This window comes from Streptomyces sp. NPDC043861, from assembly GCF_056435905.1.
In genome coordinates, this window is record NZ_JBWKDP010000018.1 from 1 (window position 1) to 15025 (window position 15025).

Annotated in this window: 13 protein-coding genes and 1 pseudogene; 7 read left to right on the forward strand and 7 right to left on the reverse strand. The window is 69.1% G+C overall.

Annotated features, from left to right (window positions below; all coding sequences use genetic code 11):
• The first annotated feature begins 371 nt into the window (after nucleotides 1-371).
• Complete coding sequence (locus AC068D_RS31300) at nucleotides 372-740, forward strand: hypothetical protein (RefSeq protein WP_478826492.1); 369 nt, start codon at nucleotides 372-374, stop codon at nucleotides 738-740.
• Between the two features lie 339 nt (nucleotides 741-1079).
• On the opposite strand, the gene AC068D_RS31305 is transcribed toward AC068D_RS31300, so the two are convergent.
• Nucleotides 1080-1538 carry an N-acetyltransferase family protein gene (locus AC068D_RS31305; RefSeq protein ID WP_478826493.1) on the reverse strand — a complete coding sequence of 153 codons (459 nt, stop codon included), beginning with the start codon at nucleotides 1536-1538 and terminating at the stop codon, nucleotides 1080-1082.
• A 600-nt stretch (nucleotides 1539-2138) separates the two neighbouring features.
• On the opposite strand from AC068D_RS31305, the gene AC068D_RS31310 reads away from it, so the two are divergent.
• From AC068D_RS31310 to AC068D_RS31325, 4 genes are all read left to right on the forward strand, one after another.
• Nucleotides 2139-2759, forward strand: a complete 621-nt coding sequence (locus AC068D_RS31310) for an L-threonylcarbamoyladenylate synthase (protein WP_478826494.1) — start codon at nucleotides 2139-2141, stop codon at nucleotides 2757-2759.
• Between the two features lie 287 nt (nucleotides 2760-3046).
• A complete protein-coding gene (locus AC068D_RS31315) occupies nucleotides 3047-4093 on the forward strand; it encodes a S66 family peptidase (RefSeq protein ID WP_478826495.1) in 1047 nt (348 codons plus the stop codon).
• A gap of 524 nt (nucleotides 4094-4617) precedes the next feature.
• Nucleotides 4618-5817, forward strand: coding sequence for a PP2C family protein-serine/threonine phosphatase (locus AC068D_RS31320; protein WP_478826496.1), 1200 nt, complete (start codon nucleotides 4618-4620; stop codon nucleotides 5815-5817).
• Nucleotides 5818-6098: 281 nt separating this feature from the next.
• Nucleotides 6099-7157 (forward strand): FUSC family protein, encoded by a 1059-nt coding sequence (locus AC068D_RS31325; protein ID WP_478826497.1) that lies wholly within the window; start codon nucleotides 6099-6101, stop codon nucleotides 7155-7157.
• A 169-nt stretch (nucleotides 7158-7326) separates the two neighbouring features.
• Here the strand turns inward: AC068D_RS31325 and AC068D_RS31330 are convergent, their stop codons facing one another.
• The 4 genes from AC068D_RS31330 to AC068D_RS31345 all read right to left on the reverse strand — a co-directional run bounded on the left by AC068D_RS31330 (nucleotide 7327) and on the right by AC068D_RS31345 (nucleotide 11239).
• A complete protein-coding gene (locus tag AC068D_RS31330) occupies nucleotides 7327-8940 on the reverse strand; it encodes a phospholipase D family protein (RefSeq protein WP_478826498.1) in 1614 nt (537 codons plus the stop codon).
• A gap of 308 nt (nucleotides 8941-9248) precedes the next feature.
• Nucleotides 9249-9575, reverse strand: coding sequence for a hypothetical protein (locus AC068D_RS31335; RefSeq protein ID WP_478826499.1), 327 nt, complete (start codon nucleotides 9573-9575; stop codon nucleotides 9249-9251).
• Between the two features lie 331 nt (nucleotides 9576-9906).
• Complete coding sequence (locus AC068D_RS31340; RefSeq protein ID WP_478826500.1) at nucleotides 9907-10581, reverse strand: class I SAM-dependent methyltransferase; 675 nt, start codon at nucleotides 10579-10581, stop codon at nucleotides 9907-9909.
• Between the two features lie 259 nt (nucleotides 10582-10840).
• Nucleotides 10841-11239 (reverse strand): SH3 domain-containing protein, encoded by a 399-nt coding sequence (locus AC068D_RS31345; RefSeq protein WP_478826501.1) that lies wholly within the window; start codon nucleotides 11237-11239, stop codon nucleotides 10841-10843.
• Between the two features lie 238 nt (nucleotides 11240-11477).
• On the opposite strand from AC068D_RS31345, the gene AC068D_RS31350 reads away from it, so the two are divergent.
• Nucleotides 11478-11891 (forward strand): SH3 domain-containing protein, encoded by a 414-nt coding sequence (locus AC068D_RS31350; protein WP_478826502.1) that lies wholly within the window; start codon nucleotides 11478-11480, stop codon nucleotides 11889-11891.
• Between the two features lie 113 nt (nucleotides 11892-12004).
• On the opposite strand, the pseudogene AC068D_RS31355 reads toward AC068D_RS31350, so the two are convergent.
• Both AC068D_RS31355 and AC068D_RS31360 read right to left on the reverse strand, forming a co-directional pair.
• Nucleotides 12005-12405, reverse strand: a pseudogene (locus AC068D_RS31355) (transposase); the annotation flags it as partial.
• Between the two features lie 268 nt (nucleotides 12406-12673).
• The gene (locus AC068D_RS31360; protein ID WP_478826503.1) at nucleotides 12674-13117 is read right to left on the reverse strand and encodes a MarR family winged helix-turn-helix transcriptional regulator; all 444 of its coding nucleotides are present in this window, start codon (nucleotides 13115-13117) and stop codon (nucleotides 12674-12676) included.
• 123 nt (nucleotides 13118-13240) lie between these two features.
• On the opposite strand from AC068D_RS31360, the gene AC068D_RS31365 reads away from it, so the two are divergent.
• Nucleotides 13241-14272 carry an SMP-30/gluconolactonase/LRE family protein gene (locus AC068D_RS31365; protein ID WP_478826504.1) on the forward strand — a complete coding sequence of 344 codons (1032 nt, stop codon included), beginning with the start codon at nucleotides 13241-13243 and terminating at the stop codon, nucleotides 14270-14272.
• Nucleotides 14273-15025 lie beyond the last annotated feature (753 nt).

Consider the following 15025-nt stretch of genomic DNA (forward strand, 5'->3'; position numbering starts at 1 on the left):
CCCGACCTCGGCGAGCGCTACCTCGAAACCATCTACCAGACCAACTGGGTACAACACCTCTACGGCAACCACACCCCCACCACCACACCAGCCACCACAGCAGCGTGACGGCACACCGCCACCGCACCTGACCGGTGATGTGACCGGCAGGGTGCACCGGCTCGCGACGCCCTGCACCGTACGGACACCTCCGGTGCGCGCCACGGCACACCGGGGGCTCCACAGCGGGGGCGTGCCTTTCCCGGTCTCATGTCCCGCCGACCCGGTTCTGCTCCGGGAGCGGGAGGCGGCACGGCGTCCGGCGAACGTCACTGCGTCGGGAACGCGGAAGTCGGTGGAACACCGTGGCGGTCGCGAGTGATGATCCGCTCATGGAGAGAGACATCGATCTTGACCGAGCGGCCGCAGAGGTTGCCGAGCGGGCGTTGAGCTGGCTGTCGGCCGGCCTCGGCGTGGGTCAGGTGACCTGGCGGGACGAAGCCGCGCCCTGGCCCCAGCGGCTTGAGACCGACAGATCGGCGGTGCGTGATCCCGACTCGATCGGCGTGCTCATCTCGGGCCCTGCGGAGGCCGTGTTGTCCGTGGTGTTGTTCCGGGGCGGCTGGGCCGACGTGGACTTCATCGCGAACGTTGACGACGCGGGATCGCTCCCGGCATCCGGGATCGGTTCCGCAGCGGACTTCGGTACCAGGCTCGATCAGTGGGTACTGCGTGTCTTCGGGGGCCTCGGCGAGAAGTAGAACGGGAACGACGGGTCTTCCGACTCCCCGACGACCGGCAACTGCCATGCGGCGCGTGCGCTCCACAAAATGCGGCCGGCCCCGATACCGGGGCCCGAGCCCGTCGACGGAGCCACGTGCGGCGTTCCCTGCACGGGCGTTCCCCCAGCGCTCGTCCCCCACCACTGGTTTCCCGTCGGCCGGATCCGCACCTCTACGCCATGACCGGCGTGCGTCATACGCCGGTCCCACACGCCAATTGCTCGGGGAAACACAGGCATTGACCGTGGCGTGTCGATCTGTTGACCATGCGAGCAGGAACAGCCGGCAACCGGAGGGTCACGGGGACGCGGAGGTCCGTCAGGGCAGCGGGCGCTCGTAGACGAGGAATCCCTCGTGACGGGCCAGCCGATCGTAGAGCGCTCGCGCCGTGGCATTGTCTGCGTGCGTCTGCCAATAGAGTTTCTCCGCGCCGGCTTCCCGGGCTGCCGCGGCGGTCGCTTCGATGAGCGCCCCGCCCACTCCCCTGCCACGGGCGGCGGGCGCCGTGTACAGGTCCTCCAGGTAGCAGTAACTACCCGCAGCCCACGTCGAACGGTGCAGAACGTAGTGACAGATGCCGACCAGCGTGCCGTCGGCCCATGCCCCCAGCGCGCCGACCGGCTCCGCCGGGTCACCGAAGCGAGCCCACGTCAGATCGGTGACACCTGCCGGGAGGGCATGGTCGTAAAACTCCAGGTACGCCTGCCACAACGGGTCCCAGGCGGCCCTGTCACCGGATGCCAGGGGGCGGATGTCCAGGCCGGCGTTCGGGGACACTGATTCCTCACAGTTCGTCGACAGCGGCTGATCACAGGATGCCACGGTCCTCGTTCGCGTGCCGCGCCGGTCTTCGCCGTCCGGCACCGGTACCGGCCTCTCGCCGCGGCATACGCCTCCGCGTCGCGCCGGCCCGCCGATGGCCGGGGCGTACTGGCGGCGATCTCGCCTGCGGCCTTTCCGTGCCCGTACCCGGCGTGAGCACCGCCGGTCCGCGGCGTGGGCACGGCTCAACGGCTCTCGCCTAGTGCGCCGCCGTTGCGCGCAGCCCGCCACGCACTGCCACGCACTGCCGGGCACCGCCGCGAAGGTCCTCGAACGGTTGCCGGCACCGGATGGCACGCGGCGCCTCACCGATGGCAACGAGAGGGCCGGCAGTGTCGGGGGCCCCGTCCAACCGGCGCATCCCGGCTGCCCACGCATCAGTGATCAGGCATCAGTGATCAGGCAAAGCGGAACGGCGGCTCGTCGAGGACCCCGCCTGCCGCTCGCCCCCTCGGCATGGAGGCAGCCGCCGGACGGGCCGGCCGGTCGGCGGCGACGGAGCCGCGCCGTCACCGGTCGCCGATCGCCGGCGACAGAGGCCTCTAGACTCGACGGATGGCGAAGTATTTCGACGTACACCCCGTGAATCCTCAGCGACGCACCATCAGCACAGTGGCCGACAGCATCCGGTCCGGCGCGCTCGTCGCGTACCCGACGGACTCCTGCTACGCCTTGGGCTGTCAGCTGGGCAGCCGCGAAGGCATCGCCCGGATCCGGTCCATCCGGAACCTCGACGATCGTCACCACTTCACCCTCGTATGCCAGAACTTCGCCCAGCTGGGTCAGTTCGTGTACGTCGACAACGATGTGTTCCGCGCCGTCAAGGCAGCGACGCCGGGCAGTTACACCTTCATTCTCCCGGCGACCAAAGAGGTGCCTCGGCAGTTGCTGCACCCGAAGAAGAAGACCGTCGGAGTCAGGATCCCTGACCATGTCGTTGCGCAGGCCCTGCTCGCCGAACTCGGTGAGCCGCTTCTCTCCAGCACCCTGCTGCTGCCCGATGAGGACGAGCCGATGACACAGGGCTGGGAGATCAAGGAGCGACTCGATCACGTGGTGGACGCGGTGGTGGACTCGGGCGACTGCGGCACCGAGCCGACCACGGTCATCGATTTCTCGGGCGGCGAGCCCGAGATCGTGCGCCGAGGGGCGGGCGATGCCACCCGCTTCGAGTAATCTCCGGCATGACCGCGTGTCCTGCTGGGACCCGGCCATGGGTGTCGGCGATCGGCATGACGAGGCAACCGGCACGGGGTGGCGCAGGGGTGCCGAGCCGGAGCCGTCCACGCCCGACTGTTCGGCCTGCGGAGCGGAAGCCCGCGACCATGCCCGGCTGCGGTGGCGATGGTGCGGTGCCCGGTGTGCACCTGCCCTCCCTCGGACGAACAGCACTGCGCACGGGCGGAAGGCAGGTCCGGAATATGGAGGTGATCTTCAGGAACCCGGGCCCTTACTCTCCCGACATGAGATCACCCGCATATCCGCCCAAGCCCTCGCCCGGTGACCGCATCGCGGTCATCTCGCCCTCCTCCGGCCTGCCGGGGATCCTGCCGCTTCCGTACGAGCTCGGACTGAGGCGATTGCGCGACGAGTTCGGTCTGGAACCGGTGGAATACCCGGCCACGCGGAAAATGGGCTCCACTCCCAAGGAGCGAGCCGACGACATCCACGCGGCCTTCGCCGATCCGACCATCAAGGCGGTGGTGGCAAGCATAGGCGGCGACGACCAGATCACCGTACTTCCCTTGCTGGACCGGGAGTTGATCCGCAACAACCCCAAGCCGTTCTTCGGGACGAGCGACAACACCAACCTTCTGGTCTTCCTGCGCAACCTGGGCATCGTGGGATACCACGGCGCATGCGTGATGACCGAGATCGGACGCCCGCACACACTCCACCCGCTGACCGCCGAATCGATTCGTGCGGCCCTTTTCACCTCGGGACCTTACGAACTCCGCTCCGCCGAGCGCTACCGCGACACCGACCGGGACTGGGCCGACCCGGCCACCTTCGATGTGGAACCGGACTCGCAGCCCGCCGAAGGCTGGATCTGGCACCGACCGGAGCAGGTCGTCGAGGGCCGGGCCTGGGGCGGCAACCTGGAGATTCTCTCCTGGCTGCTGATGGCCGACCGCGAGATCGAGCACGACTCCGCCGCGTACGAGGGCGGCGTCCTGTTCCTGGAAACGTCCGAGGAGCTCCCGAGCAGCGAGGACGTCTTCCGGATCCTGCGGAACATGGGCGAGCGCGGCCTGCTGGCCCGCTTCCCCGCCCTGATGATGGGCCGCGCCAAGGCCTGGTCCTTCGAACGGCCGAACAACGCGGAAGGCAAGCGGCGTTACGTCACGGAGCAACGGGAGGCAGTGCTGCGCGTGCTTGCAGCGTATGCCCCTCGGACCATGGCGGTGTTCGACGTGGACTTCGGGCACACGGATCCCCAACTGGTGATCCCCTTCGGCGGCTTGGTGAGGGTGGACGGCCCTGCACGGCGGATCATCGTCACCTACTGAGCCCGGGTCATCACCACGGCGTCGGCCAGGCCCGCGTCGTATGCTCCGGCGTTTCCCGAGCAGCGCGCCTCCGAGGTGCTGTCGGGCCGTGTGTGGCCGCCCCCGCGCCAAGGCGAAAAGCCGTGTGCCAGCAGGCGGCACCCAGATGAGCCGACGACGTTGACAGCGCCGAGCCGGAGTCAGCCCGGTGACGGGAGCGGGCGGCGTGGAGGCACGGGCGGTGCTGAGGGTGGTTCCCCGCAGTCGTCCGAGGCGGGGGCGCCCACATACGGCCCATGGGCTCCGCCGGGACCACGCCTGGTGCGCTCGGCCGACGGCGCGGGACCGGCACTCGCCGGTGTGCCGCGACCGCAGGACACGTTCCCGATCAGCGGCCGCGCGGATCACGGGAAGATCCCGGGGCTGGGCGTAGGGTGGGGCTGTCAGCTGCTTGGGGCTCTCGTATTCGCCCACAGCACGGCTCGGGAACGGGTCCGACCCACGAACAGGGGTGTCCCGTATCCCCCGGTGATCGGCCCATCATCATGACGTCTCTCGCCCAGTCGGGCCGCATGCTGAGTGAACTCCTCCAGGCCAGCCATTCGGCGACGTTCGAGGAGTTGCCGGCCCTGTTGAGCGAACACGCCGGGCGGGCCGGGCTGAAGGACCCGCGCATGTTCGTGGCGGACCTGCAGCAGAAAGTACTCCGCGAGGTGACCGGCCAGGGGATCGATGCCGGTGGTGGCGGGCTGGAGCTTCGGGTGGATGCCACAGTGGCCGGACGCAGCTTCATGTACACACAGATGATGTCGTCACCGGTCACCGGCGGCCATCAGCACTGGCTGCCTCTGCTGGACGGAACTGAACGACTCGGACTCCTTCGCGTGGGTACCGAGGACAACAGCGACGAGGACGTATCGGCCGTGCGGGGCCTTGCATCACTCCTGGGCATCATGCTCGTCTCCAAGCGGACCAACAGCGACTCTTTCGCGCGCCTCACCAGGACCAGTCCCATGTCGGTGTCCGCAGAGATGCAGTGGACCCTGATGCCGCCTCGGTCCTTTTCCAACGACCGAGTCACGATCGCCTGTGCCATGGAGCCGGCGTACGCCACGGCCGGGGACGCCTTCGACTACGCGCTCGCGGGCGAGGTCGCCCATATGGCCATCTTCGACGCCATGGGACATGACACCGCTGCCGGACTGACTGCCAACCTCGCGGTCGCCACCTGCCGCAACCAACGCCGCCAGGGGGCGGGCCCGGCCGAAGCGTGCCGTGCGATCGAGGACGTGCTGCTCGAACAGTTCCATCGGGACTGCTATGTCACCGGCATCATGGCGGACCTCGATATGCGCACCGGCATCGTCACCTGGGTCAACAGCGGCCACATGGCTCCCATTCTCATCAGAGGCGGGCGCTGGGCCGCGACCCTCGAATGTCCCCCCACCCACCCGATGGGGACCGACCTGGGCCTCCCGGTGACGGTGTGCCGGCATCACCTGGAACCCGGCGACCGGCTGGTGATGTACACCGACGGAGTCACCGAGGCCCGCAATGCGGTCGGCGAGGAATTCGGCCGTCGGCACTTCGTGGATTTCATCATCCGCCACCAGTCCGACGGCCTCCCCGTTCCCGAGACTCTGCGGAGACTCATCCACGCCGTTCTGGAGTACCACCGAAGCAGCCTCAACGACGATGCGACCGTGCTGGTCTGCGAATGGCACGGCCCCGCTGCGGCACACTGATGCCGTCTCGGCGGCAGCGACCGTCCGGCGATCCGGCCGCTCACGAACTCACGACGCTGGAGGAGAGCGGGGAACGCCTCCCGCTACGGCCGGTCCGCGGGCCTTCCCCGCACCGACGGATCCTGCGTCCGCGACATGCCCGTGCCGGAACGGAACGGGCCTTCGGGTGACACGCCGCGTACGGCGCAAGATGACCGCACGGGCCGGGCGTTCACGTCAGGCTGTCCGCCGTGGACCGGGGACGTGAGTCGAGGCGGGGCAAGGGCGAGGGATCCCCTTCCGTGTCGCAGGACAGTCGGCACCGGGCTGCCCCGTACCCCGGCCTCCCGCACGCTCCGGCGGCCGGTCGGCGGAAACGCCGCCTGGCCGGGGTGGACTGGCGGCCGCAAGCACCGGCCGACTGGCCGGCGGGGGTCGCGGCCGGGATCGCACTCACCACTCCCCTGCTGGTCGGCACGGCGACCGGCCATCCGCAGTGGGGCGCGGCAGTGACCGTACCGGCACTGCTGGTGGTCATGCCCCTGCCTGCGCAGGCGGACATGGGCGAACGTGCACGTCAACTCGCGGCACGGACGGTCGCGATCACCCTGGCGGGCCTCTACACCTTTCTGGTGGATGCTCGGACCTGGGCCTTGGTACCCGCGATCGCCCTCGCTGCGGCAGCGGGAGCGCTGCTGCCCAGGGTCGGGAACACGGCCGGCCTGGCCGTGCTGCTCGTCGGCATCTCCGGCCCGACGGAGGCCTTCGGTGTCCCAGGCCTGCCCCAGCTCATCGGGAGTCTGTGGGGTGCCGCGCTCCTTCTGCCGCGGTGGAACCGCGGCGCAGAGGCCGGCACCCCGTACCGGGTCGCCCCGCGCACGCGACAGGACCGGCAGTACGCCGCAACGCTCGCGCTCCTGCTCGCAGCAGCTTCGGCAGCCATGGCCGGGATGCACCGGCTGGCGGGCGAGGGCCACTGGCTGGTCACCGGAATCCTGCTCTCCCTGCGCCCCACTCCCGAGGCGACCCGGACCAAGGCACGGCTGCGCATCGTGGGCAATGCCACCGGTGGCATCGCGGCGGCTGTCGTCCTCCTCGCCCGACCCGGGCCTTGGACGGTCACGGCCGCCGTCGCCGTCGTGAGTACTCTCTCCTACGCTCTCAGGCCCGCGAACTACCTCTACTGGTGTCTGGGCATCCCTCTCCTTCTGCTGCTGCTCACCGACTTCGACCGCCCCACACCCTGGTACGCAGCCGCGGTCCGTGCATGTCTGGTGCTGGCCGGAGCAGTCATCTCCGTACTCGCATCGCGCTTGCCGTGGCTCCAGGACCCGGCTCCCGCCTCTCACGACGGGCGATGAACCCGCAGGGGGAGCAGCCGAACCCGTCCGCATGCAGATGTGCGGGCCGTGCGTACGGGCGGGTCCCGACGGCGCGGGTCGTTGCATACGTACGGGTCGCAGGATGCGTGCGGGTCCAGGCGCACACCTCGCCCCGGCCGCGCCGCAGGCGGCCGGTCCCCCACCGGCCTCAGTACGCGTGGCGACGGCGCATCCGCATGGGTCTGCCGTCCGGATCGACGAGGAGGCGGTACAGCGGGGTGGCGAGCGCCTTCGCCGCAGGCGACAGATCGGGTGGACGATAGGTGCGCAGGCGCCCGGGCGGTCTCGGGCCGCGCCGCCCGGCATCGTGCCAGGAGTCCAGCGCGGCGGCCGTCGCAGCAAAGGCGTCGAAGGCGCGTATCGGATCGCAGAGGATGTCCGGCTCGTGCGGGGCGAGTTGTTCCCTGTCCAGGTGCTCGCGTGAGAGCTCCAGTCTCAGGTCCCTCGCACAACGACGCGCCCCGTCGCCCAGACCGCCGGGGTCGCTCGGCTCACGGAGGTCCGTGGTCCCGTCCAGGACGGCACAGTTCAGCTCGGAGTCATGGGTCCACGAGCGAAGGTTGATGTTGTCGGATCCGACCGAGACCCAGACGTCGTCGATCACACACACCTTGGCGTGCACGTACACCGGTGTCCCGGCCCGGTTCTCCAGACCGTAGACACCGACGCGACCGGCACCCGCGCGGCGCAGCGTGTCCAGGGCGGCGATCCGGCCGACGAGATTCATCGGCAGCGTCAGCCGACCGCTCTGCTCGGGGAGGGAGGGGATGACCGCGATCAGGCGCAGATCGGGGTTGGCGGCCAGTGCCTCGGCGAAGCATGCCACGACGTGCGCGGACCACAGGTACTGGTCCTCCAGGTAGATGAGTGCGCGGGCTCGTCGCACTGCCTTGAGGTAGGAGCGGGCGATGCTGCGTTCGCCGTCGGGGGCGAAGCCGTAACCGCGCAACAGGCGGTTGGGGTACGTGCGCAGTACCTGGACGGTCTGCGTGCCACAGGGCCGGGGGTCGGGTTGCTGGGGTGGCAAAGGGTCCGCGTAGGTGTCTTCCCGGTGTACGAGTTCTCGCAGACGGTTGAATGGGCTGCGGGTCAGTGGGGCAGGGTCCTCCCATCGTTCGCGGAAGGTCGCCTCGATGTCGCCGACAGCCGGCCCGCGTACGGCGAGCTGGATGTCGTGCCACGGGGGGTGCGGGCCGTACGGGGCGGCGATGGGTTGTGACTGCGAGTCCCCGTGATGGCCGGCGTTGTCATGGCGGTTGTGGCACAGGTCGGTGCCACCGATGAATGCGATGTCGCGCTCGGGGCGGTCGTGATGCCGCAGCACCACGAACTTCTGGTGGTGCGAGCCGCCGGGGCGCACTCTCATGTCCAGCAGGCACTCGCCGCCCGATTCTTCGATCTCCTCACCGAGGTGGCGGTTCTCCGATTCGCTGAACTGAAGACTGTCCAGGTGGGAGCGCCAGACGAGCCCTTTGACGATCACCCCTCGCCGGGCCGCCTCACACAGGACGGTGCCGACTTCGCTGCCTCGTCCTGCGAGCCGCTCGTCGGGATCTCCGCGCCAGTCCGTGAAAAGGAGCAGGTCTCCGGACGTCTGCGCGCGGATCGCGGCCAGGAGCTCCCGGAAGTAGGTCGCGCCGTGGACCAGGGGCCGTACGTCGTTCCCCTCCGACCAGGCCACTCGGCTCGGGTGGCGATGGTCCAGGCGGGTCGCGGTATTGCCACGTTCACCGGATGTCAGCAGCCAGTCACTGAGTTCCACGGCATGTCTCCTCCGCTTTCTTGTCTACCCGGATCGGGCCGGATCATCGGAGCGGAGTATGGCCGCCCGAGTCGGCATGGCCCCGGGCGGCCACTTCCTGTGTGCTGTCACAGGCCTGTGACGTGCACGGATGACCAGTGGGCGGTGAAGTGGGCCGGTGCCTGCGTCGATGGCCCCATTACGGACGGTGACCAACGGCCCGTGCGACGACGCTCCCGTAGGGGGTTCTACGCAGCACCGGTGCCTCCCTGCGGTGCTTCAGTTTCGTTCCTGGACAGGGGCAGGCCCACGGGCACGACGTGAAGGTGCTACCAGTGCCAGGTCAGGCGTTCGCCCTCCGCCACAGCCGCCCAGCGGGCGGCAGCCGCGTCGAGGGCGGGACCGGTGAGCGCGAGTTCGGGACCGGCGAGCGGGGCACGGCCGATACCGCGGCCTTCCGTCGGGAGCCCGGACCAGACCCGATAGGCCCAGTTGACCGCCAGTTCGGCCATCATCACCGCATCGCCCTTGCGGCGCAGTACCTTCAAGCCGGAGCGGCGATGCCTCCCCTCGGCAACCAGCTGAAAGCCCTGGAAAGTCGCGCCCTGCTCGATCGCACCCCAGAACCCGTCGGTCAGGCCGAGAGCTTGCTCCACAGCAGCGTGAACCAGGTCATGCGGCATCGTCGGACCGGTCGGTTGGGCAGGCAGCCGGACATCCGGGCCGCGCCTGTCATGTACCAGGATCTCGTGCCGGCTCTCAGGAAGCTTCCGAAAAACAATGTCCATCACATCGGAGGATAGGCCCCCGCAGCTCGCTCATCGACCCAATTCATCGGCGCCGGGCAGCCGGGGCGACGGCGGTGAACCAGTTCTGTGCGTGTGAGCGTGCAAGGGGTGTGGTCGATGGGTGGGCGGTGTGCTCGGATGCGCCGTGGTCGCAGGTCGCCGTGAGGCTACCTGCCGCCCGGCTCACGATCGGAGGGCGTCAGAGGATCCGCTGGTAGAACGAGGCCACGGCCGGCTGCCCCGTGTAATTGGGGCCGGCCTGGGGGTCCGCGCCGAGGTAGCGGAAGGGCAGCGCGAGGCTGCGACGGCTGCGGAGTGTCAAACGGTGGTGACGTGAGCCATAGGTGAACCCCTCCCTGCGCAGGGCGGCCAGCACGGCCGGTCCGGCCGGCGTGCCGTCGTCCCAGCGGATCGGGTGGGGGTCGACGTGGGCGATCAGCAGGCCATCGGGGGTCAGCCACGAGGCTGCCCGAGTCAGCAGGCCCAGGAGATCGCCGACGTAGTGCAGCCCGTGGACACAGGTGATCAGGTCATAGGCCTGCGGGGCTGTCCAGTCGGCGACCGACGAGGTGACGAGATCAACGCCGGGCGTGGCCGGCGCGGGGAACATCGGGCCCACCAGATCGACACCTGTCAGCCGTGCGGAGGCCGGCAGCCGACCGGCTGCCTCGCGCAGGGCACGACCTTCACCGCTGCACAGGTCGAGCCAGGAAGGCGAATCGGAGCAGCCCGACAGGTGCGTGACCGGATCGAAGCCGAGTTCTCGGGCATAGCTGTTGACTCCAGTCAGGCCACGTTCGCGATTCATCGCGTTGTTGGCCACCACGGAGGAGCACGCCAACTCCTCATCGGAAACCAGCTGTACGGCGGTCATCGGATTCGTCTCCTGGGTCGTGACGGCGAGCGTCCGACCATTGTTCGCCAAGGCCACGCCCCCTGAGAACCCCTGACGGAACGCACTGCGCGGTCTCGAGGCCCAGGCCGGGGGGGGTGAACGAATGCGTTTGCTGAGGGCTGTCCCGCTTCTGTTGCACCTCCGCGTTGGCGCCCGGAGCCAACCCCGTCAGTGGCAGTTGGCAGCCCCCGGGACCGTGGGACACGGTGCTGAGGGGCGAGTGCGTGACGGGGTGAGGTCAGGCGGGGCAGACCTCGACGCCGGGGGCGGGGTCGGCGCCGACGTTGCCGCCCCAGGCCCACACGAAGTAGTACGAATGCCCGGGGAACTGGACATTGACCTGGTACCAGACGTCCGTGGTGTAACCGCCAGCCGTGACGCGCTCACCACGCCCGTAGCATTTCACCACTCCGGGGGCTCCCTCCGGCCCGCTGGTGTTGAGGATCCTGTACGACGTACCGGGTCCGGTCCTGATGTTGCTGTTCGGCTGCAGGATCGGGGAGGACAGGACGGTGCTGGGAGCCGGCTGGGAGGTGCTGGGGGCTGCCTGGGAGGCACCGGCCCCGCCGAACAGGGTAATAAAGGCGGTACCGACCGCGAGACCGGCGGCGGTGAGACGGGCACTGCGCTTGGACATGGTGGACTCCTCGTCGGGTCAGAACCGGGCTCGTCGCTCGCGGGCCGGTGGCATCCGTTTCCGCCTCACACACGGAACTCGGCGCCTCGGCGTATGGCCGCCCCGGCAGCAAATGTCGCTTCGCCCCGTCCTCATACGGCGCGGCGTGCGCGCCCGTCCACCCGGTGGTGCGGGCAACGCACCTCATCGACCACGAGCCCGAGACGGGAACGCGTCCGAACGGTCCGAAGGGGACGACATGTTGAACAAGTCAGCAAGGCGAGGCGCCCGACTGGGCGGCGCGGCGGCAGTGCTGTGCGCGCTCGCCATGACGGTGGGCGCTGCGCCCGCCCAGGCGACTGCCGAACAGCGGCCCGCGGGCCCGGTGTTCACCACCTGGGCGACGGATGTGAACATCCGCAAGGACTCGGCCCCGGGCTTCCGCTGCCCCGAGTTCCCCTCGCCCGGCAACTGCCCGAGGGTGATCGGCAAGGCACAGCCGGGCGACCAGCTCGAAGTGACGTGCCAGACGCGGGGTGAGACGGTCGGCGGCAACCCGTACTGGGTCTTCGTGGAGAACCGGACCCGGGGCTTCGACGGGTGGATGGCGAGCTACTACATCTCGCACCCGGACAACTGGCTGCCCGGCGTCCCGCAGTGCTACGGGCCGTAACACGTCGGTACGACGCGGGCCGGCTCCGCCGCTCGTGCGATGCTGCCCGTGAACTCGTAGAGGCTGTCCCGTAAGTGATCTTCGGTGCACGGGGCGCCCAGCCCGTTCCTCAGTCACCCAGCCAGGACGAGGTTGTGAAGGCGGGCGACACCGAGCATGGCGTGGTGGACGCCGTCGCCCCTTCAGGCGGCAGTCGCGAAGGATCTTCCACTCTTCATCCGCGCGAAGACGTGCTCGAGCGGGCGCGGACTATTCGGTGCGAGGTGTTGTGTTCCTCGTTCCGGGCCGGCAATTCGGCCTGGCCCCGCTCGCGGCGGTACGGGATGACCAGGCCGGTGCCCCGGTAGCCGCCGTCTGCGATGACCGTCGTCATGCCGACGGCGACCTTCGTGCCGGACGGCTCCCACGCCTTGCAGTCGTTGCGGTTGCCAGGCACCGGTCGGGCGACCGCAACGACCAGCCGGGTGTCGGCATCGATGACAACCTGGTGGTTCGTGGAGTACCGGTAGTTCTCATAGGCCATCGGTGGGCCCGAGCGCGTGAGCGCAAGGGTTCATCTCCTTGGCCGGCGTCGCCCTCGGCGGTTCGTTGTCCTACCTCGTCCAGCACAGGACTCACTTTCGGCGGATGGCGCTGAAGCGTCTCACCGCGTTGTCGGAGTGCCCGAATACGCCCAGGGCACCCCTCCGCCTTGCGATGCTTCCCCTCGGCCCTGACGGGCCCGGGGAGACCCCACGCATCCGACACCGCGCGCTGCGCCACCGGGGCTTACGGGACGGCCCTCAGTCGGGACGGGCCGACTCGAGGAACTCGATGCAGCGGCCGAGCAGTGCGATCAGCGACTCGCGCTCCTCCGGGCTGAACTCCGCGGCGAGTCCCCGCTCGACACGTACCGCGCGGGCATCCGCATCGGCCATGACGCCCCGCCCCTTCTCGGTCAGCCGTGTCTCCAGGATGTTCTTGTGCCACTCGTGCGGGGTGCGCTCGATCAGGCCGCGTTCATGAAGATTCTTCAGCAGCGTGTTCATCGTGGGCGGGGTGACACCGCACGACCTGGACAGCGCGGCCGCCGACATACCGGGGTTCTCCGACAGGTGCAGCAGCGCCGCGTACTGCGGCACCGTCAGCCCCGCCGGCTTGAGCACGGCGTGCTTGGTCGCGTTGAGCGCTTGTTCCGCTCGCTTGATGTGAGAGCCCAGGCGCTCGGGAGCGGGCATCGACGTCATCTGCGCATGGTAACTGCCTCGAAGCTTCGAACCTTGACGGTCATTAGAGTACTTATTATGGTTCGTATTCGACTCATCGATACGGCCCTATCGATGCACAGGGCCGCCGACAGAAGAGGCACCATGCGCCGCGTTCATCACCACCGTTCGATCGCCCTGGCAGTGACGGCCCTCACCGCCGTCCTCCCCCTGGCCCCCTCGGCACCGGCAATCGCTCCCACCGCCGTCCAGGCCTTAGAGGTGAACTCCGAAGCGCACGTACGGATCTCCACGGCATTCGAACTGCCCGGCGACCGGGTCTACCCCGAAGGCATCGCCGCCGACCCCCGTACGGGAGACATGTACTCCGGTTCGTACACCGACGGCACGGTCTTCAGGACGACACCGGGCCGACGCGTCGCGGAGATCTTCCTGCCTGCGGGCGCGGACGGGCGCCATACCGCCAATGGGCTGAAGGTCGACCGGTCGGGACGACTGTGGGTGATCGACTCCACCGCCGGGGTCTCCGTGTACGACGTGCACAGCCGTCGTCTGCTCGCCCGCTTCGACGTTCCCGGTGAGAGCGCGTCGTTCGTCAACGATCTCGCCCTCACCCCGGACGGCAGCGCCTATCTCACCGACAGCCGACGGGCGGTGGTCTACCGCATCACGCGGCAGCAGCTGGCCCGAGCCGAAGCACACGGCAAGCCCGCGGTGCTCACGCCGCACTTCGATCTGAACCGCGTCATGGAGCCGCACGGCCCGGACGCATACACCCTCAACGGGATCGTCGCCGATCCGCGGGGCCGCTATCTGCTCACCGCGGACATGACCGGGGGCGTCCTCTACCGACTCGACCCGGGCACGGGCCGAATCCGCGAAGTGGCCCTGCACGGAGGCGACATGATGCACGCCGACGGGCTGGAACTCCAGAACGGCAGGCTCTGGGTGGTGCACAACGTCACCAACACCATCAGCCGCTGGCGGATCAGCGGCGACGGTTTCGCCGCGCGCGCGGAACGCCGGGTGACCGACGAGGCGCTCCAAGTGCCCACGACCCTGGTACGCCGTCACGGGGTGGTCTACGTGGTCCGCTCCCAGTTCGACAAGGGAGGTCCGATGGGCCCCGGCACCCCGCAGGTTCCGTTCTCCATCGCGTCGGTGAAGGGCATCTAGTGCCGTGACCGGATGGGTTCACCGGCTCGCGACGCCTGCACGGCACTCCCCTGGCTTCGCCGGGAGGCGCCCCCACGCTGCGTTGTCGAATCACCCGAGTACCTCCAGTACGAGGGCGATACTCCGCCAGCCTCCGGCCGGTGGGGGTACCCCCGGGCGGAGCCAGGGGGAGCACCCCCACCGGCCTTGCGATGCGTCCCCTCGGCCCCAAGGGGCCGGGGGAGACCCCATGCACCGGACGCCGCGAGCATCCCGGCAAACCCCATCCGGTCACAGCACTAGGCGTGTATCGCATCAGTTGTCGAGCGGTAGTTCCAACAGTTCTTCCGGTGGCGGGAAACCGGAGCGCCGATGGAGAGGGCTGCTGCGATCCGACGGCCGGACGATCAGAGTGTCCAATCCGGCGCTGCGTGAGTGCAGTTCGAACGCCTCGAGGAGCGCCGAACCAGTTCCCTTGTTCCGTTGGGGTGGCGTGACGCAGGAGTTCGTCACGCAGTCGATCGGTCCCGCCGGGAGGCTTCCGGTCGCCGAGGTCCCACCACAGGCACTCCTCCCCCGTCGACACCGATCAGCTCGATCTCGCGGTCGGCATGGCATCCCGGCTCAAGGCGCTGCCCGGGTCGTCCCCTGGCCTCGCGGATCGCCATGGGTCGCCCCACTGGGGCGAGCCTGCGCGGACTCCTGTGCCGCCCGGCAGTGCGGACACACGACTGCGATGGTATGGCCGACTTCGTGTGCCGCGTCCCAGGCACC

Coding starts and splice junctions, on each gene's coding strand:
- AC068D_RS31315 (WP_478826495.1), top strand. CDS start 3,047: ATGAGATCACCCGCATATCCGCCCAAGCCCTCGCCCGGTGACCGCATC.
- AC068D_RS31310 (WP_478826494.1), top strand. CDS start 2,139: ATGGCGAAGTATTTCGACGTACACCCCGTGAATCCTCAGCGACGCACC.
- AC068D_RS31340 (WP_478826500.1), bottom strand. CDS start 10,581: ATGACCGCCGTACAGCTGGTTTCCGATGAGGAGTTGGCGTGCTCCTCC.
- AC068D_RS31350 (WP_478826502.1), top strand. CDS start 11,478: ATGTTGAACAAGTCAGCAAGGCGAGGCGCCCGACTGGGCGGCGCGGCG.
- AC068D_RS31365 (WP_478826504.1), top strand. CDS start 13,241: ATGCGCCGCGTTCATCACCACCGTTCGATCGCCCTGGCAGTGACGGCC.
- AC068D_RS31320 (WP_478826496.1), top strand. CDS start 4,618: ATGACGTCTCTCGCCCAGTCGGGCCGCATGCTGAGTGAACTCCTCCAG.
- AC068D_RS31360 (WP_478826503.1), bottom strand. CDS start 13,117: ATGACGTCGATGCCCGCTCCCGAGCGCCTGGGCTCTCACATCAAGCGA.
- AC068D_RS31345 (WP_478826501.1), bottom strand. CDS start 11,239: ATGTCCAAGCGCAGTGCCCGTCTCACCGCCGCCGGTCTCGCGGTCGGT.
- AC068D_RS31300 (WP_478826492.1), top strand. CDS start 372: ATGGAGAGAGACATCGATCTTGACCGAGCGGCCGCAGAGGTTGCCGAG.